The sequence below is a fragment of the Acinetobacter sp. LMB-5 genome, assembly GCF_001541635.1.
GTDB classification, from domain to species: domain Bacteria; phylum Pseudomonadota; class Gammaproteobacteria; order Pseudomonadales; family Moraxellaceae; genus Acinetobacter; species Acinetobacter pittii.
The window spans coordinates 353,849-380,311 of record NZ_LRDR01000001.1; the positions used below are offsets into that span (position 1 = coordinate 353,849).

At 36.9% G+C, this 26,463-nt stretch carries 22 protein-coding genes and 1 tRNA gene; 11 read left to right on the forward strand and 12 right to left on the reverse strand.

Going from position 1 to position 26,463, the window contains the following annotated elements; translation table 11 throughout:
• Positions 1 to 60: 60 nt before the first annotated feature.
• The gene (locus AW165_RS01610; protein ID WP_060464795.1) at positions 61 to 927 is read left to right on the forward strand and encodes a LysR family transcriptional regulator; all 867 of its coding nucleotides are present in this window, start codon (positions 61 to 63) and stop codon (positions 925 to 927) included.
• 38 nt (positions 928 to 965) lie between these two features.
• Here AW165_RS01610 and AW165_RS01615 read toward each other — a convergent pair whose 3' ends face one another.
• The gene (locus AW165_RS01615; protein ID WP_060464796.1) at positions 966 to 1,526 is read right to left on the reverse strand and encodes a TetR/AcrR family transcriptional regulator; all 561 of its coding nucleotides are present in this window, start codon (positions 1,524 to 1,526) and stop codon (positions 966 to 968) included.
• Between the two features lie 719 nt (positions 1,527 to 2,245).
• Here AW165_RS01615 and AW165_RS01625 point away from each other — a divergent pair.
• The 3 genes from AW165_RS01625 to AW165_RS01635 are packed head-to-tail and all read left to right on the forward strand — an operon-like array spanning position 2,246 to position 5,735.
• Positions 2,246 to 3,310: a hypothetical protein gene (locus tag AW165_RS01625; RefSeq protein ID WP_155859628.1), complete on the forward strand. Its 1,065-nt coding sequence runs from the start codon at positions 2,246 to 2,248 to the stop codon at positions 3,308 to 3,310.
• Positions 3,303 to 4,307: a restriction endonuclease gene (locus AW165_RS01630; RefSeq protein WP_060464799.1), complete on the forward strand. Its 1,005-nt coding sequence runs from the start codon at positions 3,303 to 3,305 to the stop codon at positions 4,305 to 4,307. Before AW165_RS01625 ends, AW165_RS01630 begins: the two co-directional genes overlap by 8 nt.
• 51 nt (positions 4,308 to 4,358) lie before the next feature.
• On the forward strand, positions 4,359 to 5,735 hold the full coding sequence (locus tag AW165_RS01635; protein ID WP_081410490.1) for a hypothetical protein: 1,377 nt from the start codon (positions 4,359 to 4,361) through the stop codon (positions 5,733 to 5,735).
• 272 nt (positions 5,736 to 6,007) lie between these two features.
• Here AW165_RS01635 and AW165_RS01640 read toward each other — a convergent pair.
• From AW165_RS01640 to efp, 4 genes are all read right to left on the reverse strand, one after another.
• Positions 6,008 to 6,084: transfer RNA gene (locus AW165_RS01640), tRNA-Val, on the reverse strand.
• 166 nt (positions 6,085 to 6,250) lie between these two features.
• Positions 6,251 to 6,556, reverse strand: a complete 306-nt coding sequence (locus AW165_RS01645; protein ID WP_081410491.1) for a YbdD/YjiX family protein — start codon at positions 6,554 to 6,556, stop codon at positions 6,251 to 6,253.
• Positions 6,556 to 8,652, reverse strand: coding sequence for a carbon starvation CstA family protein (locus AW165_RS01650; protein ID WP_005068001.1), 2,097 nt, complete (start codon positions 8,650 to 8,652; stop codon positions 6,556 to 6,558). The genes AW165_RS01645 and AW165_RS01650 overlap by 1 nt, the downstream gene beginning before the upstream one ends.
• Before the next feature lie 164 nt (positions 8,653 to 8,816).
• Positions 8,817 to 9,386, reverse strand: a complete 570-nt coding sequence (efp, locus tag AW165_RS01655) for an elongation factor P (RefSeq protein ID WP_002118666.1) — start codon at positions 9,384 to 9,386, stop codon at positions 8,817 to 8,819.
• Positions 9,387 to 9,459: 73 nt separating this feature from the next.
• Between efp and epmB the strand changes: the two genes are divergently transcribed.
• Genes epmB through AW165_RS01670 form a run of 3 tightly spaced genes read left to right on the forward strand, consistent with a single transcriptional unit; the run spans position 9,460 to position 14,345 of the window.
• The gene (gene epmB, locus AW165_RS01660; protein ID WP_005067999.1) at positions 9,460 to 10,476 is read left to right on the forward strand and encodes an EF-P beta-lysylation protein EpmB; all 1,017 of its coding nucleotides are present in this window, start codon (positions 9,460 to 9,462) and stop codon (positions 10,474 to 10,476) included.
• 15 nt (positions 10,477 to 10,491) lie between these two features.
• On the forward strand, positions 10,492 to 12,237 hold the full coding sequence (locus tag AW165_RS01665; RefSeq protein WP_060464801.1) for a hypothetical protein: 1,746 nt from the start codon (positions 10,492 to 10,494) through the stop codon (positions 12,235 to 12,237).
• Complete coding sequence (locus AW165_RS01670) at positions 12,234 to 14,345, forward strand: EAL domain-containing protein (RefSeq protein ID WP_081410512.1); 2,112 nt, start codon at positions 12,234 to 12,236, stop codon at positions 14,343 to 14,345. The genes AW165_RS01665 and AW165_RS01670 overlap by 4 nt, the downstream gene beginning before the upstream one ends.
• A gap of 62 nt (positions 14,346 to 14,407) precedes the next feature.
• Here the strand turns inward: AW165_RS01670 and rpmE are convergent, their stop codons facing one another.
• The 4 genes from rpmE to AW165_RS01690 form a co-directional block, all read right to left on the reverse strand.
• Entirely contained in the window at positions 14,408 to 14,632 is a 225-nt protein-coding gene (rpmE, locus tag AW165_RS01675) for a 50S ribosomal protein L31 (RefSeq protein ID WP_001200845.1), read from the reverse strand.
• Between the two features lie 197 nt (positions 14,633 to 14,829).
• Complete coding sequence (locus tag AW165_RS01680) at positions 14,830 to 15,801, reverse strand: bile acid:sodium symporter family protein (RefSeq protein ID WP_014207306.1); 972 nt, start codon at positions 15,799 to 15,801, stop codon at positions 14,830 to 14,832.
• 133 nt (positions 15,802 to 15,934) lie between these two features.
• Positions 15,935 to 16,336: a lactoylglutathione lyase gene (gene gloA / locus AW165_RS01685; protein ID WP_005067992.1), complete on the reverse strand. Its 402-nt coding sequence runs from the start codon at positions 16,334 to 16,336 to the stop codon at positions 15,935 to 15,937.
• Positions 16,337 to 16,338: 2 nt separating this feature from the next.
• Positions 16,339 to 18,522, reverse strand: a complete 2,184-nt coding sequence (locus AW165_RS01690) for an AmpG family muropeptide MFS transporter (protein WP_081410492.1) — start codon at positions 18,520 to 18,522, stop codon at positions 16,339 to 16,341.
• A 165-nt stretch (positions 18,523 to 18,687) separates the two neighbouring features.
• Between AW165_RS01690 and AW165_RS01695 the strand changes: the two genes are divergently transcribed.
• A complete protein-coding gene (locus AW165_RS01695) occupies positions 18,688 to 21,306 on the forward strand; it encodes a Lon protease family protein (RefSeq protein WP_060464803.1) in 2,619 nt (872 codons plus the stop codon).
• Positions 21,307 to 21,357: 51 nt separating this feature from the next.
• Here the strand turns inward: AW165_RS01695 and AW165_RS01700 are convergent, their stop codons facing one another.
• The 3 genes from AW165_RS01700 to surE form a co-directional block, all read right to left on the reverse strand.
• On the reverse strand, positions 21,358 to 22,287 hold the full coding sequence (locus AW165_RS01700; RefSeq protein ID WP_033847769.1) for a LysR family transcriptional regulator: 930 nt from the start codon (positions 22,285 to 22,287) through the stop codon (positions 21,358 to 21,360).
• Positions 22,288 to 22,389: 102 nt separating this feature from the next.
• Positions 22,390 to 23,217: a peptidoglycan DD-metalloendopeptidase family protein gene (locus tag AW165_RS01705; protein WP_033847771.1), complete on the reverse strand. Its 828-nt coding sequence runs from the start codon at positions 23,215 to 23,217 to the stop codon at positions 22,390 to 22,392.
• Positions 23,218 to 23,328: 111 nt separating this feature from the next.
• Positions 23,329 to 24,099: a 5'/3'-nucleotidase SurE gene (gene surE / locus AW165_RS01710; RefSeq protein WP_060464804.1), complete on the reverse strand. Its 771-nt coding sequence runs from the start codon at positions 24,097 to 24,099 to the stop codon at positions 23,329 to 23,331.
• 101 nt (positions 24,100 to 24,200) lie between these two features.
• Between surE and AW165_RS01715 the strand changes: the two genes are divergently transcribed.
• The 3 genes from AW165_RS01715 to dacC all read left to right on the forward strand — a co-directional run bounded on the left by AW165_RS01715 (position 24,201) and on the right by dacC (position 26,424).
• Positions 24,201 to 24,572: an MCR_0457 family protein gene (locus AW165_RS01715; protein ID WP_057062852.1), complete on the forward strand. Its 372-nt coding sequence runs from the start codon at positions 24,201 to 24,203 to the stop codon at positions 24,570 to 24,572.
• 154 nt (positions 24,573 to 24,726) lie between these two features.
• Entirely contained in the window at positions 24,727 to 25,149 is a 423-nt protein-coding gene (locus tag AW165_RS01720; RefSeq protein ID WP_002118406.1) for an MCR_0457 family protein, read from the forward strand.
• A gap of 126 nt (positions 25,150 to 25,275) precedes the next feature.
• The gene (gene dacC / locus AW165_RS01725; RefSeq protein ID WP_002118558.1) at positions 25,276 to 26,424 is read left to right on the forward strand and encodes a D-alanyl-D-alanine carboxypeptidase PBP5/6; all 1,149 of its coding nucleotides are present in this window, start codon (positions 25,276 to 25,278) and stop codon (positions 26,422 to 26,424) included.
• Positions 26,425 to 26,463 lie beyond the last annotated feature (39 nt).

The window sequence follows — 26,463 nt, forward strand, 5'->3', positions numbered from 1 at the left end:
TGATAAGTAAAAGATCATAATATAGTTTAGCGACACGCCAAGTTAACCTTTCAAAATTTAATGGATAAACTAGACTGTATTTATACTTTCATTAGTGTCGTAGAGAATGGAAATTTTAGTAATGCCTCTAGAAATTTAGGTATTACTCGAGATCAAGTCTCTAAAAGAATTTTTTATCTAGAAAGTTTATTCAGTACATCATTGTTTACGCGCAACACCCGAAAGATGGACCTCACCCGCTCAGGAGAGAAGTTTTATCAGCGTTGTAAAGTTATTGTTAAAGAGTTAGATTTGGCTGCCAATGACTTCATCTATGACCAAAAGTACCCAGAGGGTATATTAAAAGTTAGTGCTCCACATGCTTTTATTCAAACTTGCTTTTCAGATATTATTTCTAATTTCTTAATTCAATATCCTAATATCGAGATTGATTTATTATTTTCTGAAAAAACATCGGAAATAAATGAACATAAATTCGACATTATTTTAAAAATTGAAGAGGAAGTTAGAGAAGAAAATATTTTTATTCTAAATAGCTATAAAAGAAACTTCTATGCAACAGCTGCCTTTTTAAACAAATATGGAAAACCTAAAAGCATAGAAGAATTAAGAAAACATAATATATTTTTATATTCAAGAACAGACTTAGAAAATAAAATCATTAATTCGACGCCTCAATTAATCTGCAATAATATAGAAATACTTTTGGATCTATGTAAGAAAAATAAAGGTATTTTATATATTCCTGATTTTTTGGCTAAAAAATATGAAGATGAGGGAGTGATTATTAATTGCTCTCAAGACATTTTTTCCACCAAACTTCATTTTTATGCTACCACGCCCTATGGATCAAAAGTTCCAAAAAAGGTTCAGCTTTTCTTAAACACGTTAAAACAACATTTTCAATCTATTACTGAAGCTTTATAGCTTAGGACTTTTCGATCTCATAGAGCTATTGGTTTTCATTAGCCACAAACCAACCCCGCCAAAAAAAAATCCAGCACCCTTTCCCGTTCAAATGCCACACTCGAGCTTAAAAGTTGAATAATTGCACCTTCAATCATATATAAAAATAATTTGGCATCCTGAAAAGTCGCATCGTTTTTGAGTGTTCTAAGTTGGCTATAAATTTCATTGATGAGCCATGTTCTATATCTCACTGCGGTGATATAGGCTTTTGGATAGGTGAGTTTGGTTTCAAAAATTGCTTTAAATAATAAATAGTACGGCCCTTCTACATCGCTATGTAAGAAATAAAGTTTCTTAAGTTTATCCTTCACGTTTGTACTTTGATCGTACTCAACAATTGAGACTACTTTTTCTTTTAAGCGTTCTTTTTGCACGATCAAACAGATTTCAATAAATCGCTCTTTAGAATGAAAGTAGTTATAAAAAGTTGCTTTTGGAGTGTGAGACTCTTTCACGATTCGATCGATGCCCACTGTGTGAAATCCGTGATGGTGAAACAAATGAATTGATGTATTAATGATTTGGATCGCACGTGTTGAGAGAACTAAATTTGGCATATTTTTACCGTTATAAATTCTTGTTGTTTCTAAACGAGATACTTTTTTGGGAGAAAAAAGGCATAGCAAAGCCGTAAGACTGTGCTTGGCACATCTCAAGTTTTATAGTTAATGCAAGTTTTTTGAGCCGTAATGACTTAAAGCCTGAAAACCCTAAAGGTCATCAAGCTGCTTTAAATTTTTAAGTTGTGTCGTTATAGCTTTTGGCAGTCGCTGCCAAGAAATTATGAATGTGCAAAGCCAACTCCTTTTTATTGGGAGTTCTGCCAGACATTTATACAATTATGGTGGCAGAACGGAAGAAGGTTGACAGACTAGTAATAACTCAAACTAGCACACCCGAGGGTGTCCCTCTCCCGTCCTACCGCTACGGGAAAGGAACGAGTAGCTACCACACAAGACTATTCCTCAGAAGGAATGATTCTGATGCGGGAGTTATTTTGCAGCCTGTCAAAGCCGGCTGGCAATGTGGCCAGCAGGCAAAGGATAGTGCTCTGCCCTTTAGCAGTCAAGCACACAAAATGACATTTGTTTTAAATTAGATCATTAAAAAGTAAGGATAAATAATAAATAAGTGATTGTTAAATGAGGGTTTATAAAATTGTTTTTTTGCAGTAAATTTTAAAATTACTTTCACTAGATAAAGTCATAGATTTAATAGTTAAAAACATTACATTTTAATAAGTTTTTATAAATCCAATAAAAGCTCGGGAGTAGAAATGAGAATAGAACAAATGCCAGGATATGGTTATCCTGCATTAGCTTACTGGTTAGAATATTGTTATGAAGTGGGTAAATGGAAAATTATCGAATATAAATACCTACCTGATGGAACACTAAAATGGTTTGATCAATACTATGAACATTCTAAAGATGTTATCAAGTTATCTATTTTTAATACAAAAAAAGAAGCATTACAGTATGTAAATTTTGAAAATTTAAACATACATTCTAATATTTCTTCTTTAGCTTTGTCGGAGATAGAAGAAATATCACTTAGCTTAAAAGTTGAAAAATCTATACAAGCGAAGAGCAGACTAATGAAAGAAGAAGAGCTAATGCTCACAGCTGCTGTAAATAAACATACAAATAAAGAAAAAATCACATATGAAGAAGTAATTCTTCCTGCTAATGAAGAAAGTTTTAAAGATGATCTTTTTAAACAATTATCTACAATGCTCTACTTAAAAATAGCTTTAGTAGATAATGGTAAAGAAAAAAGAATTATATATAAAAGTTTTAAAAATGATTGGTCTAAGACATATATACCTTATCTTAAAACCCTCCGTTATGCTGAAAGAGCAAAAATTGCTAATGCTTTCAATTTAAGTTTTGACGAACATTGGGGAAGAATTAAAGCAAAGATTAGAATCGAACTACTTCCTTTAGCTAATAAACTATTACAACTTGAAAGTGTAAAAAAACTCTTAAAAGAGGCTGAGGCAAAAGGAAAAAAAGTACTTGTATCGAATGGTTATGTATTTTGGTTTGAAGAAGATGGAAATATTGGATGGCAAATTAAACAAGTTAAACCAACTGAATCATCAAATACTCTAGGGGAAACTATTTGGAAAGAAGGAACTATTTTATCAAAAAATCATGGTCGTTTAGTAATTTTACCTTATGTTAAAGAGAATGGAGAATACGTGCAAGGACACACAAAAAATGCACCTCATGATGGGCCTGCAAAACCTAGAGCGCCATCTGAATATGTGGAACTACCTTTTGAAATGCTTGAAGATGATTTAATGATAGGTTTGTTTGGGGAACTAAAATATGAATAATAGTAAGAATTATAGAAAACAAATAGAACGTGGTTTTTTGTTCGAAGATATAATTAAAGATTTATTAGTAAAACTTAAATATAAAAATGTAACACAAGATATAGAATTGTCAGGAAAATATTCCGCTGACATTATATTTGGTGAACTCAATAATTTAAGTGTTGTTGAAATAAAGGCTTATCGACCTTTATCAAAACCTTCTATGAGTGTAATTGAAGAAGCTCTTAAACACCTTGAAAAGGTCTTAGAACCTTCCAATAAGTTCCAAAATGGAATATTAGTGATCTCAACTCATTTAGATCATGAACGTTATAATAAAATCCACCCCAATATAGAAATATGGGATTTAGATAAAATACTTAGCCTAGCTAAAGATTTCCCAGATATTCATAATAAAATAATTGATCTATTTGAACTTGATCCTTCTTATAAAATAGCTATTGAAACCGCAAATAATTTGATTGAAGCAAAACAAATTATTGATCAAATTTCGTTGATTCCCGAAGGTAGAAACAATGCATCAAAGTTTGAAGACTGGTGTATTGAAGCTTTAAAATATTTATTTTTTGAATATTTAACGGGGTGGCAAGAACAAAGTTCAACAATGGATGGTTTACAACGAAGAGACCTTGTATGCCGTGTAAAAGACTCTCAAACCGAAGTTTGGCAATTTATTTCGCATACTTTAAAAAGCAGATATGTAGTATTTGAATTTAAAAACTATACAGATAAAATCACACAAAGAGAAATTATTACTACTGAGCGTTATTTATACCCTATGGCTTTAAGGAATTGTGCTTTTATAATTTCTCGAAAAGGAGTCTCCTCTTCTGCTCAGACAGTTATTGATGGTGCAATGAGGGAACATGGAAAACTTATTATTTCTTTATCTGAAGAAGACCTAATTAAACTATTAGAGGGAAAAGATAAAGGGGAAGATCCAAATGTTTATCTTTTTGATAAAATTGATAGGTTTTTAATGGGTTTAAATAGATGATACAAAAAATTAATTTAAAAATTTCAACAACATTTTAAAATGGTAAGATAAATGTTAAATATTATTACAGATAGAGAACTTGAAAATATACGAAATTATACTTTTGAAATGCACTGCCCTTCAGTCAAAATATATCAACAGCAAGGTTTAATTTTAGAGGGTTATGGAATTATAAAAATTAATGATTTTGGTACTTTTTATCTAGAATTTATCTGTTTAAAAAAAGAAAATATTCCTTACTTAAGATGGGATATACGCCTTCCAGATGATATTTTAGATGAATCTCAAAAACTATATTTAGAAGCTACTGATACTCAGGGGAAAATTTTTAAATCCCATGGATTCAGACTATCTTTAAACTTAATTTCTATTAATAAAACATCCATTCATCATATACTTTTAAGTGAATTAACAATTAAACACCAATCAACCAACTCTAAAAATTTTCTATATTTAGAGTTTAATCAAAGTATAAATATCCCAAGAAATAAATCAAATAAAATCACGTCTACCTTAGGTAGTAGTTCAATATCATGGAATGAATCTATAATTAATTTCGACGAAGAAAATTATAAGATTAGAATAGTTAATGACTCTCAAAATAATCAGAATTATATAACAGTTGAAGGTGCTGAAAACTTCGATACATTATTAAGTTGTTTAACTTTTTATCTTGGTATAAGTTCTGGTATTTTATTACAACCTTATTATTCAAAGTATAGTTCCAACAATGAAGAAATTATTACATTATATAGTACTAATAAAATTTATCTAAATAAGTGTTATATTGAAACTATTCCCTCTCCTCTAGGTGATAAAGAGTATCAAGATGGTGAATATCACTTCAATATTTTAAGGAAATCCATTCAATTAAACAAAGAAAGTCCAGAAGTTTTCCTTAGTATTTATGCTCAATGGAAACGTACTTGGTACTCTTATAATTCAGAACAAGATATTACTAATCTTACTTTAACAACAGCAATTGAAGGTTTGTTAAATGATATATTTATTCCAGTTTTATCTGAATTAAATAAAGATGAGAAATTAGAAAATGATATTAAAGAAGTTAAAGGTTTGATAAAAAGTTTAGAAATAGATCAACTATATAAAAATAGAATTATAGGTTCTATTTCATACCTAAAAATTATTACTGCGAATAAAGCATTAAATTTATTAGTAGATTCAAATCTATTGAAAAAAGATGAAATTGAAGCTTGGAAAGCTCTTAGAAATGAAGTAGCACACCCAAAAGCGAAAAATTTTGATTTATCTAAAGAATATGAGAGAAAGGAAAATTTTATATTATGTCTTAATTTATTTAATTCTCTTATTTTTCAAACATTATCTTATATTGGCCCCAGAAATTATTTTACAGGATCTAAAGATACAAAAATCCTTATATTTACTCCTACTAAATTAGCCAATTAATTTCAATATGAATTTATACATTATCTGCAAGGTCCTTCGTATTGGTTTAGTAAAAATAATCCATTTAAACTAAGTATCAAGACCTAATTAAATACAGCATTATAGTAGAGAGAAAAGCTCCATCCAACTTTGATTTAGGAAATAAAATTTCAGTTGTAGATATTATTTAAACTGAAAATAATTTATAAAACAATAAAAAAGCCCTAAACCATTATAGTTTAGGGCTTTTTCAGTCATGTAAAGCTATTCGAGTTTATATGACTTTAATGTCTTGGTAGGTATATCCAGACTCGAACTGGAGACCTCTACGATGTCAACGTAGCGCTCTAACCAACTGAGCTATACACCTAGAATGGAAAGCATAATATTCATTTTTCAAAAGCAAAACAAGTGATTTACCATCGAAAAAAATACAAATGAGCAGACTTTAAGCAAACTCTTTTTCATTTCAAAAAAAGAAAAACGGTACATGGTTTAACCACATACCGTTTCTTTAGCTGACTATTAATCTCAACTTAACAAGGACATTTATTTAAGTTACCACCTGCCGATGGATATCTCGAATCAACACAATGACGATAGAAAGTCGTCGCATCCATTGGGGTTAAATCAGGATGATGAGCTTTCATGTGCTCCAGATAAGTTTGGTAGTCTGGAACCCCAACCATGAGCCGAAAGCTTTGCTGCAAACGCTGCCACAAAGTTGCAATACGCGACCAGTTCTTTGGAGAAAGTAATAGCTCTTTTTGCGAGAGCACTGTCATTTTGATGATTTTCGCAATAATGACAGTTCCATTTTTTGCAAATTTAAAATTCATCATTACTCTCCTCGTGGGGTGACCACTTTCGGATCAGCATATACAGCTGGTGCTTCATGAGCAGTTGGTGTCGGGCTTGCTAACGCACGGCGCACAATACCAATTGCAGCAATTACCATCACAATCGCAACGATCATGAAGAAGCCACAAAGCGCAGCGTTGATTTGATTTGACATCACAATCGTCTGCATTTCTTCAAGTGTTTTTGCTGGTTTAAGAATTTCACCACGCGCAATCGCATCCGAAAATCTATTCGCTTGTGCTAAGAAACCAATCTTTGGATTTTCGTGGAAAATCTTTTGCCAGCCCGCAGTCATACAGGTAATGAATAAGAAAATTGTTGGGAAAATCGTTACCCATACATATTTTTCTTTTTTCATTTTAAACAGAATAACTGTACCCAAAATGAGTGCCATTGAAGCCAACATCTGGTTACCCACACCAAATAAAGGCCAGAGTGAATTGACACCACCTAACGGATCAATCACACCTTGATAGACGAAGAAGCCCCATCCACCTACCGCAACAGCAGTACCTAGTAAATTACCAAAGAACGAGCTTGAAGATTTAACCGCAGGAATAACAATACCCACAGTGTCTTGCACCATGAAACGACAAGCGCGAGTACCCGCATCGACAGCAGTTAAAATGAATAATGCTTCGAATAAAATCGCAAAGTGGTACCAGAACGCCATCATTTGACGGCTGTTAAAAATTTCAGAAATGATATGTGCCATACCAATCGCAAAGGTAGGTGCACCACCTGTACGTGAAAGAATCGAGCTTTCACCTACTTCTTGAGCCAACACCGTTAGCATTTCAGGCGTAACGACAAATCCTAAATTACGCACAGCTTCTGCCGCAGATTCTACAGTTGTACCGAGTACAGCCGCAGGCGCATTAATTGCAAAGTACACCCCCGGATCTAAGACAGTTGCACAGATCATCGCCATAATACCGACGAAAGATTCCATGAGCATGCCGCCATAACCAATCACGCGAATGTCAGCTTCGTTATCAACAAGTTTTGGTGTTGTACCACTTGATACAAGCGCATGGAAACCAGAAATGGCACCACAGGCAATAGTAATAAATAGGAATGGAAATAAACTACCTGAGAATACTGGACCAGTACCGTCAATAAAATGAGTCACTGCCGGCATTTTCAATTCAGGTAATGCAATCACAATACCAACGGCCAAGCCAAGAATGACACCAATTTTAAGGAATGTTGATAGATAATCACGTGGTGCTAACAATAACCAGACTGGTAAAACTGATGCGATAAATCCATAAATGATTAAGCACCATGTAAGCTGTGTTCCTGTTAAGGTGAAAAATTCACCCCAGTATGGATCTGCTGCAACCTGTCCACCATAAACAATGGCAAGCATCATTAAAACGAAGCCGATAATAGAAACTTCGGCAATACGTCCCGGGCGAATAAAACGCATGTAAACGCCCATAAACAATGCAATTGGAATCGTCGCTGCAATACTGAAAACACCCCATGGACTATGGGCAAGTGCTTTCACCACAACTAATGCCAGTACCGCAAGGATAATAATCATTACCCCAAGCGCACCAAGCATGACCACAATACCGGCAAAAGAACCAAGTTCTTGTTTTGCCATTTCACCAAGTGAGCGACCGTCTCGACGTGTTGAAATAAATAAAACTAAAAAGTCTTGTACCGCACCCGCCAAAACCACACCGACCAATAACCAGATCGTTCCTGGTAAAAAGCCCATTTGTGCAGCCAAAATTGGTCCGACTAATGGCCCCGCTCCTGCAATTGCAGCAAAGTGGTGACCGAAAAGCACGTATTTATTGGTGGGAACATAATCCAGACCATCGGCTAAACGATGTGCTGGGGTTAAACGTCTTGGGTTTAATTCAAATACTTTAGTTGCAATAAATAAACTATAAAATCGATATGCGATGCTATATACACATGCTGCAGCAAGTACAAGCCAAACCGCATTGACATGTTCACCACGACTGAGTGCCAACATCCCAAAAGAAATTGCACCTATTATTGCCACTAGGCTCCAGACCAGCTTGGAGGGAAGCGTAGATTTCGCTTGCATTGTGTCCATTCTTAACCTCTCAATAAATAACTACAGCATTTTTATATTGTTATGTACTGTTTCTCTTAATCCCTGTGACTCTACTCCTCCTTTTTCTTTTTTCCTCTTATACTTTCGCATAAAAAAAGGGATGATTTACATCATCCCTTCGATAATAGTGTATTTTTTAACTATTATGCACGCTCTAAATAATCGCCAGTACGAGTATCTACACGAACGCTTTCTTCTTGCTGAACAAATAACGGAACACGAACAACCGCACCTGTTTCAAGCTTAGCTGGTTTACCGCCGCCGCCAGATGTATCACCACGTACGCCCGGATCAGTTTCAACAATTTTCAATACAACGAAGTTCGGTGGGCTTACTGTTAAAGGTACGCCGTTGAACAACATAATTGTACATTTTTCATTTGAATCGTCTTTTAACCATTTAGCAGCATCGCCCATAGCAATTTTGTCTGCCGCGATTTGCTCAAAAGATACAGGATCCATGAAGTTCCACATTTCACCATCGTTGTATAGGTATTCCATTTCAACTTCAACGATGTCAGCTGCTTCTAAAGAGTCACCTGATTTGAAAGTTTTTTCTAATACTTTACCGGTTTTAAGGTTACGTAATTTTACACGGTTGAACGCTTGACCTTTACCTGGTTTTACATATTCGTTTTCCATGATTGAACATGGGTTACCATCAAGCATAACCTTAAGGCCTGCTTTGAAATCATTTGTAGAATAATAGGCCATGAAAGGCACACTCCAAACTTAACAAGTCAACTATGCGATATAATGCGTTGTTGCATTATCTTAATCGTGTCAAATGATAAACTATTTATACCAAGAGCAAAACTGGCAATCTCAACTGAGTGACCTTATTACTGATCCTTCGGAATTGCTAAGCCTACTCGAGTTATCCTCAGAACAGCTATTATCGGGTGCGATTCTGGCTTCTGAAAAGTTTAAATTGCGTGTTCCTCGTGCGTTCGTCGGAAAAATGAACGCTAAAAACCCGCTTGACCCGCTTTTGCTACAAGTATTACCCCATCACCTAGAACTCGAAGAACATCCTGAGTTTGTGACTGACCCATTAGGCGAAGAAGCAGCAAATCAATTACCGGGTGTATTGCATAAATATAAATCGCGTTTTTTATTAACCTTGACTGGTGCTTGCGCCGTACATTGCCGTTATTGCTTCCGTCGTCATTTCCCCTATCAAGAAAATTTGCCAAAAAATGAAGATTGGCTAAATATTAAAAACTATATTGAAGCAAACCCGAACATTAACGAGATCATTTTGAGTGGTGGTGACCCGCTTACTCTTTCTAACCGTAAATTAGCACTTTGGTTAGAACGCCTATCATCTCTCAAACAAATCCAGATTCTGAGAATTCACTCACGAGTCCCAATTGTTATTCCTAACCGGATCGACGAACAGCTAATTTCTTTATTAAAAAACAGTAGGCTGCGTATAGTTCTGGTGGTACACTCAAACCATGCTTCTGAACTCGATGACTTTACTTGTTCAAAATTGTTGCAGTTATCTGACCATCACATTACTGTACTAAATCAGGCAGTATTGCTGAAAGGTGTCAATGACTCTGCACAGACGTTAATTGATTTAAGTTATCGTTTATTTGAAGCTCGCGTTATGCCTTATTACTTACATGTTTTAGATAAAGTAAAAGGTGCACAACATTTTGATTTAGAATCATCCAAGATAGATGATATCTATCGTGACGTGTTAGCGAACCTACCGGGGTATTTGGTTCCTAAACTCGTCAGGGAAATTGCGGGCGAAAAGAATAAAACACCGCTTTTTGGGGCTACAACTTTTTGAGTTATATAATAAGTGATGATGAATAATGCGCTGTCGGACATTTTTCACAATCAAACCGAACTCACTCGTGAACGGTTAAGCTTTTGTGAAGCCAATATTAAAGATCTTAATGAATGGGTCACTACCCTTTCTATTATGCAACTCGGTGATACGTCAAAAGCATTATTCACAGCCATTTTAGAACTCAATGAATTAAAATGTAGTGAAACCTTACGTTTCGACCTCATACAAACGCTTCATCCGACCATTAACAATGTACTCGCCAGCCTAGAGAAAAACTTCTTTAACCAAGGCGTGATTAGTACAGATCGTAATGAGCACATTATTGAATTAGCGATGTTGCTCCGCTGCTATTTCGCCAGTATTTATTTAAATATTGCGCAAAATAGTCATGAGCAACTACAGCATCAAAAGTTTTCACTCTTTGCCTATAAGCAAAAAAAGAATTTGCAAACGGCGCGTATCTTATCAACGTTTCATGCCCTGCAACAATTAACCAATCTCCTCTATCAGCAGCATATGCTTTATAGCGAGCCTCTTAAAGGTCAATGGTTAATAGCGCATCAGCTGTATGAAACCGCAGTTCAATACAAATACCATCTCATCAATATCAATCATATTCAGGGCATACAACACCCTTTAGCGAATATTACACAAGCTTATGCTCAGCTGATTTTGCTGGATATTTTAAATACGAACCAGATTCGTCAGTCAGAAATTCAGGCATTATTTCAATGTAGTTTTGACTGGGCAAGAATGATTCATATTTTGCCGAAAGATACCGCGTTAACGAAATATGTGGTCGATCCAAATAAAGACCATCCACCTGTTTATAATACAAAGCGTAGCTCTAACTTTAACCCTAGCATCTTCATCGGTACGCAAGCTTTACTTGAGCATGTCACTGCAACCATGCATAAAAATGCTCAATATATTTCTAAAAATGAAAAGTTTTATTTAAGCCCAGCTTTAAAGTTTCATGTTCAAACGATTTTAGGAACCACGGCTCAACGTCGTCATGAACGTTATGAGTACAATGCAGAGCTCCAAATTTGTTTTGGTTTAAGCACTGCCCATTTCTATCTATCAAAAGCAAAAAACTTTGAAGAAACGCTACAGCTTAACCATAACTATAACTTACAAAGCGAAGCTAAAGTTTTATCCAACTTAGAGAAAAAAGAACAACAAACCAGCTCTTATCAACGCTTAAGTCGTGAAAGTAAAACCATTTATCAAACCACCGTTCTCGATATTAGTGTTAATGGATATCGTATTAAATGGTCTGGCGAAGCACCAAAGAACTTAAGAACTGGTGAATACATTTTAGTTAAAGAAACTTTGCATGGACAATGGCGGGGCGGTGTAATTCGCTGGATTAAACAATCGACAGAAAAATCCCTAGAGTTAGGTTTAGAGATTTTGTCGCAAGCCATGTTCCCTTGTTCAGTGCATATTCAAGCTGAGCGCCATACTCGCAATTATCATCCCGCACTATTACTACAAACACAAAATCTAGAAGAAATACAAAATACGCTTATTTTACCGGGCTCTCAAATTTTTAGAGAGCAACAAACAATTCATTTACGATTGGGGACAGAAGAAATCAAAGTGTATCTACTCAAAGCACAGCTCATTACGCAAAGTTTTATTCAATTTCATTTCGAACTTTTAAATGAGCAGCAACAAGGTCTGCTTGATCAGTTCATGATGAAAAAGGGTAATAACTCTAGCACTCAAGATTTATGGGAAGCACTAAAGTGAGAAACTCTTTATTATCTAAAAAGTTAAAACGTACTGAAACACGTTTACTCATTATTGATGACAACCAGCTACGTTATAACCAGATTTTAAATTTATTATTGGGGAATGATTATCAAGTTCAGGCATTATTACTTGATGATTTAAAAAGTTTTGAAAAACAGTTAAATACGCCGTGGGATGCTATTATTTTTGGTCGTGCTTATGACCTAAAAATTGAACAAACTCTCTCCCTCATTCAAGCATCTGAACAGCCAAATTTACCTGTTTTATTATTACAGCCCGACGATTATCAGCCTCAGCAATATCAGGCTTATATTCAAAAAGGTATCTATGATGTAGTTCCATTAGAACCATTAGATTATTTTTATATCACTCTTATTCGGACCTTGTCGTATAGCCACTTATTGCAGACTGAACAACGCCTGACAAATGAGTTAGAAACAATTCACTCCCATACACAAACATTGGTCAACAATAGCCATAAAGCAGTTGCACTTTTTCAAGAAGGAATGCATGTTAAGGCAAACACAGAATACCTCAACCTTTTTGGCTTTAAACAAGAAGACGAGATTATTGGTCTACCGATTTTAGATGTTTTACAACCTGATGATTTAAATGTTTTTAAACAAAGATTTAAGAAAATTTCATTAGGCCAATTTGATCAGGCACGTTTTGAAATTCAGAGTCAACATTCCGCAATTGCAGGTAACAATGCTCTAAAACTAGAGTTTATTCCTAGTCAGGAAGAAGATGCAGTACAGCTAACCATTGACTATCAACTGGATTTAGCAACCCCTGCAAATACACTTTTTTCAGAAAAGAGTTATGGTGTACAAACGCCTTGGCAACAAATTAATCGACAACTATCGACCTACCCTGCTCAAGCCAACGCATTAATTTTATTTAAATTAAATCAATGCCCAGAGCGAGTATTTCAACAAGATTGGCAAACTCCTGCACAATATTTCAATCAGCTGCACAGTTTCTTAAAAGAACACGCGCAAATGCCGATTTTTAATATCGAACTTGGTGCATATGTTGGCGTTTTACAAGCTGAAAACAGCACAGTCCTTAACTCCCAACTGACTAGTCTGCAAAGTTTGCAAAAAGAGCATTTATTAAAGATTAATGAGCTTAATTACTCGATCCAATTTAAGCTGAGCTATGCCCCAATTACTGAACCTTTAAATGAAGATAGCTTTTCAAGCTTACTTGCTCAAACAAGTCAGCAAGAGTTACCTAAGGCGCAGGCAGAAATTGAGTTGGCACCAACCATCGATATTATCGCTCCCGAACCTGTTAAATCTTCTATATCGCTTGATCTAAGCCTTGAGCAAGTCGATGCTCCTTTGCAATCTTCGTTATTGCAGCAATTAAAGCAGCAGTTAGCTCGAAGTGAAATTCATTTAAAATATCAGCAGATCTACGATAAACACGATCAAGAAACCCATAACTATGAGGTGACTAGCGGTTTTATCAGCGATGAACAATGGTATGACATAAATGACTTGGCTGAATTAAGAGAAGACAGTGAGCTTTCTATTCAATTAGATCGCTGGATTTTGGTTGAGGCATGTAAGCAACTACATAACTTTATTACTCAGTACCCTAAAGCCAAACTGATTATTAACCTGAATATTGATATCTTGCTCAAAGATAAATCCTTCCCCGAGCTAATTTCAAAACTACTCACCATTATTGGTAGTAAGCTTGAAAGCCCCCTAGTTTTACAATTTTCAGAACAAGCAATTCAGCCTCATCTTGCAATTGCCCAGCAACACATAGCTCGCCTGCGTCAACACGGCGCAGAAATTTCGATTCGGGATTTCAGCTCCTCTATGTATAGCGAATCAATATTGCAACAACTAGACGTTCAATATTTAAAACTGCAATCGAAGAAAACTGAGCTATTAAACTCAGATGATGGTCTAACACGCTTACAAGAAAAGGTTTTGAACTATTTGACTGTAAAACCTGTAGGGATTTTACTTAGTGATCTAGATGATATGAACTTATTTGCTAATGCATGGAATGTGGAAACACGTTTCTTACAAGGTCGCTATTTCCAGAAAAAACTTGATCGATTAACAGACGTACAAGACCAATAATGGTCTTGTACTGAAAAACAAAAAACGGGCATAAAGCCCGTTTTTTGTTTCGTGTTGCAGTATTAACGCTTGATAGAGCGAGACATACCAGCAAAACGTTGTTTGAATTTGTCGATACGACCACCAGTGTCTACATTCTTTTGCTTACCAGTGTAGAAGGGGTGGCAAGCTGAACATACGTCAAGGTAGATAGTTTCTTTACCTAAAGCAGAACGAGTTTCGATTACGTTACCGCAAGAACAAGTTGCAACTAATTTTTCATATTTTGGGTGAATATCGGCGCGCATCGTCGATTACTCCTAATTGGAAGAAAGGCTTAAGCTGTCATCGCAATTGATCACTCTCAACTTAAGTTGAGGACAGGCTCAAAATGAGCAGATCAACACCACAACAGACCATTCTTTTGGCCCACCGAAACCTCTAGGGTTAGAGCTAAGCACAACAAGTGGGCAACATTATACGTCAAATAATTTTCTTTTGCGAATTAATCTTGGGATTTAGCCAAGTAATTTGCGATCACCCCACACACCATTAACTGTATTTGGTGAAAAATCATAATAGGTAACACGATCATGCCTAAAGGTTGGCCAATAAATAAGATTTGCGCCATCGGAACACCACTCGCCAAGGTCTTTTTGGAGCCACAAAAGAAAACTGTAATTTGATCTGCTCGGTTAAAACCTAAAGCACGCGGTAGATAAAGTGCTAATAGCATAATAATTGTTAAAAGTACTGAACACGCAATTGTTAGAATGAGTAAAGTTTTCCAACTTACTTGATGCCAAAGCCCTGCAACTACTGCTCCACTAAATGCGCCATACACCACCATCAAAATCGAGCCTTGATCGAATGCTTTAACAATACTCGGAACTTTTGCCATATAAGGGAAAATATAAGGACGTAATAATTGACCTAAAATAAATGGCACTAATAGTAATAATGTAATTTGTATAATTGAAGTCGTCGGGTCAAATCCATGTTGGCTTTGGCCTAGAATAAAGAAGCTCACCAATACTGGTGTAATAAACATACCAATCAAGTTTGAAAAAGATGCACTGCACACCGCTCCCGCCACGTTCCCTTTTGCAACCGACGTAAATGCAATAGATGATTGAACTGTAGAGGGTAAAAAGCACATAAATAAAAAACCCCAGTACAGCTGTTGACCTAACAGAGGTAATAAAATTGGCTTAGCCAACAGACCAATCACAGGGAAAATAAAGAAAGTAAATGCGAAGACCAGTAAATGCATTTTCCAATGCAAAATACCTTCAATTACAGCCTCACGTGATAGTTTCGCGCCATGCAAAAAGAATAAGATTGCAATCGCGACTGTGGTCAGTGTATTGAAATATTGAGCTGCTTGACCACTGACTGGAAAAAATGTTGCGAGTAGTACCATTCCAACTAACAAAACTGTAAATCGATCAAGAGCCAATAACTTCAGCATAGCCATATCCTATGATTATTCTAGATAAATAAAAAACCCAGTTGATAAATTGACCATTTGGTCAAGCGTTCATCATACTGGGCTAAAAAAATAAAGCTAGGCTTTTAAGAACTAATTCTTAAAGCATCACAGTCAATTTTTAGTTATTTGTCGCATTAGCATCTTGTTGAATCAATTCGACTTTATAGCCGTCTGGATCTTCAACAAATGCGATAACAGTAACACCACCTTTCATTGGCCCCGCTTCACGCACAACTTTGCCACCACGTGCTTTAATTTCTTCACACGCTTTGTAGGCATCATCAACACCAATGGCAATGTGGCCATAGGCATTGCCTAAATCATAACTTGATGTATCCCAGTTATGGGTAAGCTCAAGCACGGTATTGGTTTCTTCATCGCCATAGCCAACAAATGCTAGTGTAAAGCGCCCTTCTTCATAATCACGCTTACGAAGTAACTTCATCCCTAATACTTCGGTATAGAACTTTAAAGATTGTTCTAAATTGCCTACTCGCAACATTGTATGAAGCATTCGCATGTTTATTCACCTGCCTTTTCTGATTCATGTGTTTGATGATCTCTTAGCAATTTTCCCACCCAAACCACTAAGATCAAGATTGGAATACCAATAAGAGTTGTCATCAAAAAGAACTTTGGGTATCCAATATTACTGACTATGGTACCTGAATATCCACCCAAAAGTTTTGGAGTAAGTGTCATGAGTGAACTAAAGATTGCATATTGAACAGCTGTAAATGAAACACTCGTTAAACTTGAAAGGAATGCAATAAATGCCGCACCAGCCAAACCAGAAGCCAAGTTATCGACAATAATGGCAAAATAAAGCCATAAAGAACTATATGGTTTAATGACCTTACCGCTGACTTCCACTGGTTGACCAGAAAGTGGATCAATATAAGCTACCGGTTCAATATTCACATCAAGTTCACTTGCCGCTTTTTGATTTGAGCTAACAGCATATGGATGAGATGCAGAAAGTATTTTTTGTTCGCCATCCATTACAGCTACGTTAAGCTCTTTACTGGTCGATGCCACTAGTTTTTTTGCATCAATGGCTGCACTAAAAACACCTTTTTGATCAGACATTTTTGCATCAAAATTTTGCCCATCAAGGCTAATGATAATTTTTTGCGTAGGAGTTAATGCTTGTCCAAAGTATTGCCCTCGAACCACAACACTTCCCTCACCATCTTTGAGTGAGACCTGATCATTGCCCATAACAGGTAAAATTTGTAGAGGCGATTTAGCTAACTCAGTTGTAAGTAATGGCTGAGTACGTGTAACAGGCGCTACATCATTTGAAGCATAAGCAGCTTTTACTTCAATTTGTTTTGTTCCGCTAAAAGCAGAACTTGGTACTTCTAATTTCCATAATCCGACTTCATCTGGCTTGACTTGATAGCTATGTTCACCAACTTTTACGTCTACCATATCTAATGGCTGACCAGATTTTACTAGTCCAATAAAAATTAAATTGGTAGAGCTAGCCAAAACAGCACCGACAAACATCAGTTTCATAATATTGATGCGCTGTGCTAAAAGACCACCTAAGAAACCGCCGACTAAACTAAATAGTACCCCATAGATTTTAACTGCTTCTGCAATTTGCTCTTTACTGAAGTTAAGATCTTGGTAGAACACATTAGAGATAACACCAGCAATAATGTCTGAAATACGAAAGAAACCAATAAGTAGCAACAACACTAATGCGAGTTTGACACCATAACGTTTAAAGAAATCAAGAATTGGTGCAATCCATGTCTCTTTAGCCATTTGCTGGTTAACTACACCAATTTTAACGAGTAGATAACCTACAAAAATCGCAGTAGCAGTTGCAGTTAAAAATCTTAAAGCCTCTAAACCAAATAACGCAGCACTGTCTTTAATATTGCCAGCTTGTGAAATGGCCTCGGTAATGTGTCCCGAATAAATATAAGTGACTACGAATGAAATAACGGCAATAAAAAATACGAGAACCAAACGGTAGTAATCACTACTCTTATAATTTTTATAAACTCGATTTACAACAGGCTCACGCACAAGTAGGGTCGTGACAATACCCAGTAACATAACGCCTGCCATGGTTAAATAAGTCGTTTTCCAAGCTTCGTAAATGTAATTACCTTTAGCAGTTCCCAAGTGGGCAGCTAAAAATAATGCACCCGCTCCAGCCACAATCATGCCAATTCGGTAACCAGCATTATAGGTTGAGGCCAATACTGTTTGCATTTCTGTTTCTGCTAATTCAATACGGTAAGCATCAATCACAATATCTTGGGTGGCTGCCGAGAAGCCGAGTAATACAGCACCTACCGCCATTTGGATAAGATAACTTTGACCTAAAGCAGGATCAGAAAAAGCCATAATACAAATAGCAAGAACGATCAAACACTGTGCAATTAACAACCAAGCTCGTCTTCGGCCTAATGTTTTAGTTAAGACAGGCACAGGTAACTCATCAATAAGAGGAGCCCAAACGAACTTAAAAGAGTAACCTAGGGCAGCCCAACTAAAAAAAGTGACTGCACTTTTATCAATGCCCGCCTCTCCAAGCCATAAAGAGAGACTAGAGAAAATTAATAAAATCGGAATTCCGGCAGAAAAACCTAGAAACAGCATAATTAATGCACGGCGATCTAAAAATGCTTTAAAAGCCGAGACCCAACCCGAAGCTTGTGTGGTCATTCGTTTTTTATTTTCCATAAATTATAAATGTGCCTATTCAAACCCTTCTTACAATTCCTTTCAAGATTCTTTATGCAATCAATTTTGTTTTGGCGATAAAAACGGCAAGTTTGCTTGATATTTTATGCTAAACCTGTATACCTTTAAGCTTCAACCTTCGTTTTCTTTTGCTGGATATCAACAGTGACACAAAAACTTGATCAAGTGACCATCTCAACTTTATCACTCGCTAAAACAAACACCACAAACGTCACAATAAATGCATTTCCTTCAGCTTTTGAGCAACCTGATATAAAAATGACTTTGGATAAAACAGCCTTAAAACCCGAACAACTTACACATATTCCAGATTTTGAAAAAATTCCAGCTTCTACAAAACGTATAAAACCGCTTAATAATTTTTTAGGGCAAGACCGTGCCAAAGCATCGGTAGAAGCAGGGATTTCTTTACCCTACTCTGGCTATAACATTTTTGCGGTAGGAACAGCAGGCTTGGGTAAACGCACCATGATTAAGCGTTTACTCCAACAACATGCGAAAACAATGCCGACTCCAGATGACTGGGTATATGTCTATAATTTTAAACAAGCACGCCAACCACTTGCTTTACGCTTTCCTGCTGGACAAGGAACCAAGTTTCAACATGCCCTTCATCAAACTTGGCAAATTATTTTAAAACAGCTTGAACGCCGTTTTAGTGCCGAGACCTATCATAACCGTATTGAGCGTATCCGTGAGGAAACTGGAGATGAGCAGCAACAAGCGCTTGTCGAGTTAACCAAAGAAGGTGAAGAGCTCGATTTAAAACTCATCTCTCGCAATGAAAAGCATGGCTTTGTACCTGTACAAGTAAAAGATGATCAGTTGCAAGAACTCACTCAAACAGAAATTGATGCTTTAAATACTAAGCAACGTGCTGAAATTGCCGCGAATGTTCGCTACATGGATAAAAAGCTCGAGCGTCTTGGTTTGCATTTAGGTGATTTAGAAGATGACGCACGTGACAAAGTCTCTGTGTTGAATCGGGACATCGCGACTCAAGTGGTTAAGCCACGCATGGATTTGATTTTAAATAAATATGGTCAAGTCAAAGGCCTTGAAGATTATTTAAAACAATATGCTCAAGATGTAATTGATAATGTTGAACTCATTTTAGAGCAAGAAGAAGATGACTTTGCTCCGGCAATGTTCAATCGTGTGCCTGCACGTTATCAGGCCAATGTAATTGTCTCAAACAAACCAAACAGTGGTGCACCGGTTATTTTTGAAGATTTCCCAACCCACTACAATTTGCTTGGTCATGTTGAACAACTTACTCACAACGGCACAATTACCACAGATTTCACGCTCATTCGTCCAGGTGCTCTACATCAAGCGAATGGTGGCTTTTTAATGCTTGAGGCCGAGCAATTACTCGAACAGCCTTATGCATGGCAAGGTTTAAAGCGTGCCTTGAAATCAGGTCAGCTCAAGCTTTCTTCTCTTGAACATATGCTGACGTTAACAGGCTCTATCTCGATTGAACCTGCTGCGGTTCCACTTGATATTAAAGTGGTTCTTATGGCAGAGCCTGAGATTTATTATGAAATTTTAGAAGTAGAACCAGAGCTTGGCAGTGTCTTTAAAATTCGTGCAGATTTTACCGATACTCTGCAACGTAATGACGAAAATGAACAAGCCTACATGCAGCTAATTGCTGATTATGTACAAGCGGATAAATTACTTCCGTTTGACCGCAGTGCTTTAGCAGCTTTACTTACCGACTCAAGTCGTCAGGCAGAAGACCAAAGCTCACTGTCGTTACATGCTTCAACTTTAGGCGACCTCATTCGCGAAGCACATCATCATGCATTTAAAGCCAATGAAAAGCTTGTAACTGACCAGCACATTAACTTGGCACTACAACACAGACAGTATCGCTTAGGTTATTTAAGAGAGCTTTACTGGCAAGATCTGTCACGTGGAACTCAGTTAATCGAGACTTCCGGTCATCGTTTAGGTCAAATTAATGCCCTCTCTGTCATTCACTATGCAGATGTTGAGTTTGGTTTACCTTCACGTTTGACTGCATCAGTCTATCAAGGTGGCGGTGATATTCTTGATATTGAGCGTAGTGTAGAACTTGGCGGTTCACTACATGCCAAAGGCGTGTTACTCATGTCTAGCTTCTTAAAAGCTCACTTTGGTCGTGAACAGATTTTACATTTCTCTGCTGCGCTTGCATTTGAACAAAGTTATGGGCAAGTAGACGGCGACAGTGCAACAGTTGCCGAGCTTTCTGCATTAATTTCTGCAATTAGCCAAATACCAATTGATCAATCATGGGCAATTACGGGTTCTATGAACCAGTTAGGCCAAGTTCAACCAATTGGTGGTGTAAATGCAAAAATTGAAGGCTTCTATGATGCTTGTAAATTACAAGGTTTAACTGGCAAACAAGGCGTCATTATTCCTCGGCAAAACATGCAGCATTTGATGTTACGCCAAGATGTGATTGATGCGGTACAAAGTGGTCAATTCCATATCCATGCGATTGACACGATTGATCAGGCGCTTGAAATCCTAATGGCCCGCCCTGTCGGTACACTCGATAAAAAAGGTAAATACAGTAAACACTCTATTTATGCTGCTGTAATGGAGCAACTCGAATATTGGCAAGCCATTGAAGATGGCGCAGAAATTGAAGAGGAGCCAAAGAAGAAAAAGAAAAATAAGAAAAAAATTAAGAAACATGAAGAACTTACTGCGGAAGATCTACCACAAGAAAGTGTAGAAGAAGTCGCAACCTTAAAACAGAAGTAATAAAAAAGGGCCTGTCAAATGCAGGCCCTTTTTACTTTTAGAGTGGCAAAATTAACGAACGATTTGGATCGCTCGTCCTCCTGCTAACTGACTAAAATATTGTTTAAGTGCTTCAACACAGCGCTGAATTTTCATTGGCTGTTGGTCATGCTTGGCAACTTCTGCATACAAAGTAAAAGTTGGTAATTTCCAATCTGGCATGAGTTCAATCAAAGAACCATTTTTTAACTCTTTTTGAGCATCTAAATATAGAATTCTTGCAATACCATGTCCTTGCTGACATAGCGCTTTTGCAATTTGTAAATTATTGCTCTGCAAACGGCTTTGCATTTCAATATTAAGTGTTTCACCTGTTTTTACATGTTGAAAATTGAAATGACGCGCGTCATTCATGACATTAATTGATAATAATTCATGATCTCTTAAATCATTAGGATGCACAATTGGACTAGATTGATTCAGATAACTTGGCGAAGCTACTAAAATCTGATCGACAAAAGCCATCGGAATGACAGAGCTACTTTCTTCTACTGGCGTAGAACTCATGCGCACTGCAATATCAATTCGCTCTTCAATTAAGTCGATATAACGATGCCCAACTTCAAAATGCACTGATAAACCGCGATGAGCTGACATCCAGTGAGATAACGCAGGAATAATGTGCTGAACTGCTAAATCAGGAGTAGTTGCGATACGCAAATCCCCAATTAAGTCATCCCTCAACTCATTAATTCTGATTTTCCCCCTTTCAGCAGCGGCCAACATTTCTTGACAGCTTGAAAAAAAAGCCTGTCCGGCTTCTGTCAAACTAAGTTTACGAGTGGAGCGATGTAAGAGAATTACATCCATTTCATGCTCGAGGGAGCGAATCTGCTGGCTCACTGCACTTGTTGTAATTCCTAATTCACGTGCCGCACCACTGAATGAACTTTTTTCAACCACACAAGCAAAAACACCCATCGCACGAAGCTGATCTAACATAGGTTTCCTCAAATCTAATTCTAAATTTATAAAAAAATGCTTATTGTTGTAATGAAAGCAACCAATTATATTATACGAGGAAACCTAAGTTTGATGCATTAGCTATTTTGGTAAAAGATTTATAGGATTAATTGGTTTTCCATCCAAACGGATTTGGAACTCAAGCATGACCTGTGAAGCCCCAGTAGAGCCCATCTCGGCAATTTTTTGTCCAGCAGTTATATTGTCACCGCTTTTTACAAACATCTTGCTATTGTGGGCATAGGCACTGATATAGCCGTCAATATGCTTAATTAAAACCAGATTGCCGTATTCTTTTAAACCATCAGCTGCGTAGACAACTTGACCATCTGCTGCGGCATAAATAGGGTCACCCTGATTTCCACCATAACGGATTCCTTTGACATTATTTGCCAAATTAAACCCTTGAATCACTGGCCCATTATTCGGTTTTATCCAGCGTAAACTAGAATTTGGTGCAACCGAAGTCACTGTCGTATTCGTTGACGGCGCGGTCGTTGTAGGCTGAGTTACTGGTGTAACAGGTTGTGTGGTTGGTAGAGCAATGGTTTGACGTTTGATTTGCTCAGGTTGTGCCATGACTTGCGTAGATACTGTTCTTGGTGAAGAACCTTTCTTCAAACGCAAAGACTGATTAACATAAATACGATATGGCGGAGCAATATCATTCATTTCGGCAATACTGATATAGTCGAGGCCATAACGCATTGCGATACCACTTAAAGTATCACCTGAACGAACTGTGTAATAGTTAGGAGCCATTGCATAGCGAGAACTATTATTAATTTGTGGTTTAGAAGCACACCCTGCCATAGCAACGGTAAAACCTACAGCCACAGACAACAACATAATTTTCATTATTTTGTCTTTTTGGATATGCACTCTGCTTTGTTGCCCAATTAAATGCATTGATCTCCCTCACTAAATGCTACAAATCATTTCGGCTAAGAGTACCAAAAAAGTAAGAGGAAACACGTTCCTCTTTTTCTTTATTCACAAAGTTATAACATTCGAGGCAAATTATTGACTCAAACTGATCTGTAAATCTTCTAAAACAGCGTAATTTGTTGCATCCATTTGAATAGGAGTAACACTTACATAACCGTTTGCAACGGCAAAGAAATCAGATTGAATCTGGCTAGAAACACGTTGCGGATCTGTAACCGCCTCACCTGCTAGACCAATCCAGTAAACTTGACGGCCTCGTGGATCGACATGACTGGTAATAGGCTTAGATTGAGCACGACGCCCTTGATACGTAATCTGAGCCCCTTTTAACTGTGGCACGTCAGGAATATTGATATTAAAGATATGTCGCGGAGGCAAAGCTGGTAATCCGCTTGCAATAAAATCATGAACCCACTGCGCAGCCTGAGCATAATCTTCTTTATTGTTATAGGCACGCACATCAGATCCAGCTAAAGACACAGCGATTGCAGGTTGTTTCATTAAACGACCTTCAAATGCGGCCCCTACCGTTCCCGAATATAAAACATCATCACCTAAGTTCGCGCCACTATTGATTCCGCTCACGACCAAGTCAAATTCAAAATCAAACAAACCATTCATGGATAAGTAAACACAATCTGCTGGTGTACCATTCACTGCCCAGACATCTTCGGCAATTTGAATGGGGCGTAATGGTCGATCCAATGTTAATGCACTTGAGAAACCACTTCTTTCACTTTCTGGTGCAACCACAACCACGCGTCCAAGTGGTCTTAATGCTTCAGCTAAAGCCTGTATACCTGGCGCAAAAACACCGTCATCATTCGCAATTAAAATATTCACTAAAATCTTTCTCTACAAATAAACCTAAAGGTTTTCACAATTGAATTATTTGTTGAATTATATATATTTATGCATCCATAGCATTATAAAATTGTGAAAAAATGAAAACTTTCGCTCCTTTTTTTCAGGTATTGGGGATCAGTATCACATTGTGTACGCAAGTGGTTTTTGCAGATGAGGATATCTCAACACAAGAGGCTGATAGCTTAATTAAAGATGACATTGCCGCAACGCAAGTTTTGCAGGAAATCTGCCCAGCTTTTGTTGGAACAAATAAAAAACTTGAGTCAAACGCTCAAAAAATTATTGCGATGTATTTAAGTGGTTATTCAAATAAATCAATGACCTTAACGACTCTACAAAACGATGCTGAATTTAAAACTTTATTAAATGAAGCACGTCTTGCGGCAAAACAAATGGACCATCATGAACAACATGAGCTCTGTGAAGAGATCGTTAATTATAAAGAATAGATCTTACTCTTTTTTGATCTAGAGACTTATTCATTTTGGGTTTTCTGTTTGCCATTAAGCAGAAAACCAACATAACAATACATTTTTTCCATTTTTTTAAATTCTAAATTGGTTAAGCTAACGGCATATTTAGAAATTTTATTTTGGGTTATCGATGTTTATGAAGAAAAGCTTAGTTCAATCGCTCTCTTTGGTTTTACTTATGAGCATGGCAACAGCTGGTTTTGCTGCTGATAAGAAGAAAACAACTGAAAAGAAAACCGAAAATGAAAATGTTGTTGAAGTCACTCCACAACAAGGCACGACTCCTGAAGAATTAGCTGCAATTCAAGTGCTTTCTGAAATTTGTCCAAGTTTGATTGGTAAAAAAGACGCTGATTTTGCTCAAGGCTATGAACGTTTAGTTAAAGACTACCTACCAAATGAAACCGATGCTGTTTCTGCATTAGAAAAACGTAGTAAAGACAAAGCTTTCAAGAAATACTTAAAAGAAGCACGTAGCGATGCGAAAGCTGCTGGTGATGAACAAAACACATTAGTTTGCCAAGACGTGAAAGCATATCAATCGCAAAACTAAATTAGTAAAAAACTCTTGAGTTACAATACTGTTTGAAAAAGCCGACTTCTCCCGTAGAAGTCGGCTTTGCTTTATCCTAAAATGCTAGGCTCTTCTGCTTCATACAAGATATTGGAATTACCTAGAATGACTCGAAAAAGCGCTATTGCTGCACTACTCCTCTTACCAAGTTTTTCTTATGCAGCAACTGTCTTATCAGCTCCGCCAGAATTAAATAATAAGTCTTATGTATTAATGGATTATGAGACAGGACAGATTCTCGCTTCTAAAAATGAAAACGAAAAGCTTGCACCTGCGTCTATGACAAAAATGATGACCAGTTACATCATTGAACAAAAATTATTAAAAGGTGAACTGACTGAAAATGAGCAGGTTCGTATGAACGAGTCTGCATGGTGTAAAGGAAGTAGCTCTGAATCATGTATGTATGTTCCTTTAAACGGTACAGCGACAGTTCTAGAAATGCTCCGCGGTATTATTATCCAGTCAGGTAATGATGCATCAAAAGCAATGGCTGAACATATTGCCGGAAATGAAGGCACGTTTGCTCATATGATGAATCAGGAAGCAAAACGTATCGGCATGGTGAATACCCAGTTTATTAACTCGACTGGTATGCCAGCTGAAGGTCACTATTCAACTGCAAAAGATATGGCTGTGTTAGCACAACATATTATTAAAGACAGTTCAAAATACTATCCAATTTACTCTGAAAAAGAATTTACTTTTAATGGTATTAAACAAGGTAACCGTAATGCCTTGCTTTACACTGACCCAAGTGTAGATGGTTTAAAAACAGGTCATACAGATGAAGCGGGCTACTGCTTAACTACTTCTAGTAAACGCGGTCCAATGCGTTTAATTTCAGTGATTTTTGGTACTCCAAGCATGTCTGAACGTGCAGACCAAACGCGTACGTTACTGGCTTGGGGCTTTGCAAACTTTGAAACTGCAAATGTTCAACCAGCCAATCAAGTTCTTGCAAAAGCAAAAGTTTGGTTTGGTAAAGAAGATGAAGTTCAAGTCGGTTTGGCTGAAAACTTTAGTGTGACTATGCCTAAAGGTAAAGCTGATGGCATTAAAACTCAGTTAGTCGTTCAACCTAACCTAAATGCGCCACTTCAAAAGGGTCAAGTTGTGGGTAAACTTGTTGCTAGCTTAGATGGCAAAGTAATTGCTGAAAAGCCTTTAGTTGCATTAAAGCCAGTTGAAGAAGCAGGTTTCTTTGCTCGTTTAATCGACCATATCAAGCAATTCTTCAGCAATTTATTCTAATTTTAGAATAGTTGAATTAAGCACTCATGCTATTTAGCC

Coding starts and splice junctions, on each gene's coding strand:
- AW165_RS01610 (WP_060464795.1), top strand. CDS start 61: ATGGATAAACTAGACTGTATTTATACTTTCATTAGTGTCGTAGAGAAT.
- AW165_RS01615 (WP_060464796.1), bottom strand. CDS start 1,526: ATGCCAAATTTAGTTCTCTCAACACGTGCGATCCAAATCATTAATACA.
- AW165_RS01625 (WP_155859628.1), top strand. CDS start 2,246: ATGAGAATAGAACAAATGCCAGGATATGGTTATCCTGCATTAGCTTAC.
- AW165_RS01630 (WP_060464799.1), top strand. CDS start 3,303: ATGAATAATAGTAAGAATTATAGAAAACAAATAGAACGTGGTTTTTTG.
- AW165_RS01635 (WP_081410490.1), top strand. CDS start 4,359: ATGTTAAATATTATTACAGATAGAGAACTTGAAAATATACGAAATTAT.
- AW165_RS01645 (WP_081410491.1), bottom strand. CDS start 6,556: ATGATGAATTTTAAATTTGCAAAAAATGGAACTGTCATTATTGCGAAA.
- AW165_RS01650 (WP_005068001.1), bottom strand. CDS start 8,652: ATGGACACAATGCAAGCGAAATCTACGCTTCCCTCCAAGCTGGTCTGG.
- efp (WP_002118666.1), bottom strand. CDS start 9,386: ATGGCCTATTATTCTACAAATGATTTCAAAGCAGGCCTTAAGGTTATG.
- epmB (WP_005067999.1), top strand. CDS start 9,460: ATGATAAACTATTTATACCAAGAGCAAAACTGGCAATCTCAACTGAGT.
- AW165_RS01665 (WP_060464801.1), top strand. CDS start 10,492: ATGATGAATAATGCGCTGTCGGACATTTTTCACAATCAAACCGAACTC.
- rpmE (WP_001200845.1), bottom strand. CDS start 14,632: ATGCGCGCCGATATTCACCCAAAATATGAAAAATTAGTTGCAACTTGT.
- AW165_RS01680 (WP_014207306.1), bottom strand. CDS start 15,801: ATGGCTATGCTGAAGTTATTGGCTCTTGATCGATTTACAGTTTTGTTA.
- gloA (WP_005067992.1), bottom strand. CDS start 16,336: ATGCGAATGCTTCATACAATGTTGCGAGTAGGCAATTTAGAACAATCT.
- AW165_RS01690 (WP_081410492.1), bottom strand. CDS start 18,522: ATGGAAAATAAAAAACGAATGACCACACAAGCTTCGGGTTGGGTCTCG.
- AW165_RS01700 (WP_033847769.1), bottom strand. CDS start 22,287: ATGTTAGATCAGCTTCGTGCGATGGGTGTTTTTGCTTGTGTGGTTGAA.
- AW165_RS01705 (WP_033847771.1), bottom strand. CDS start 23,217: ATGCATTTAATTGGGCAACAAAGCAGAGTGCATATCCAAAAAGACAAA.
- AW165_RS01715 (WP_057062852.1), top strand. CDS start 24,201: ATGAAAACTTTCGCTCCTTTTTTTCAGGTATTGGGGATCAGTATCACA.
- AW165_RS01720 (WP_002118406.1), top strand. CDS start 24,727: ATGTTTATGAAGAAAAGCTTAGTTCAATCGCTCTCTTTGGTTTTACTT.
- dacC (WP_002118558.1), top strand. CDS start 25,276: ATGACTCGAAAAAGCGCTATTGCTGCACTACTCCTCTTACCAAGTTTT.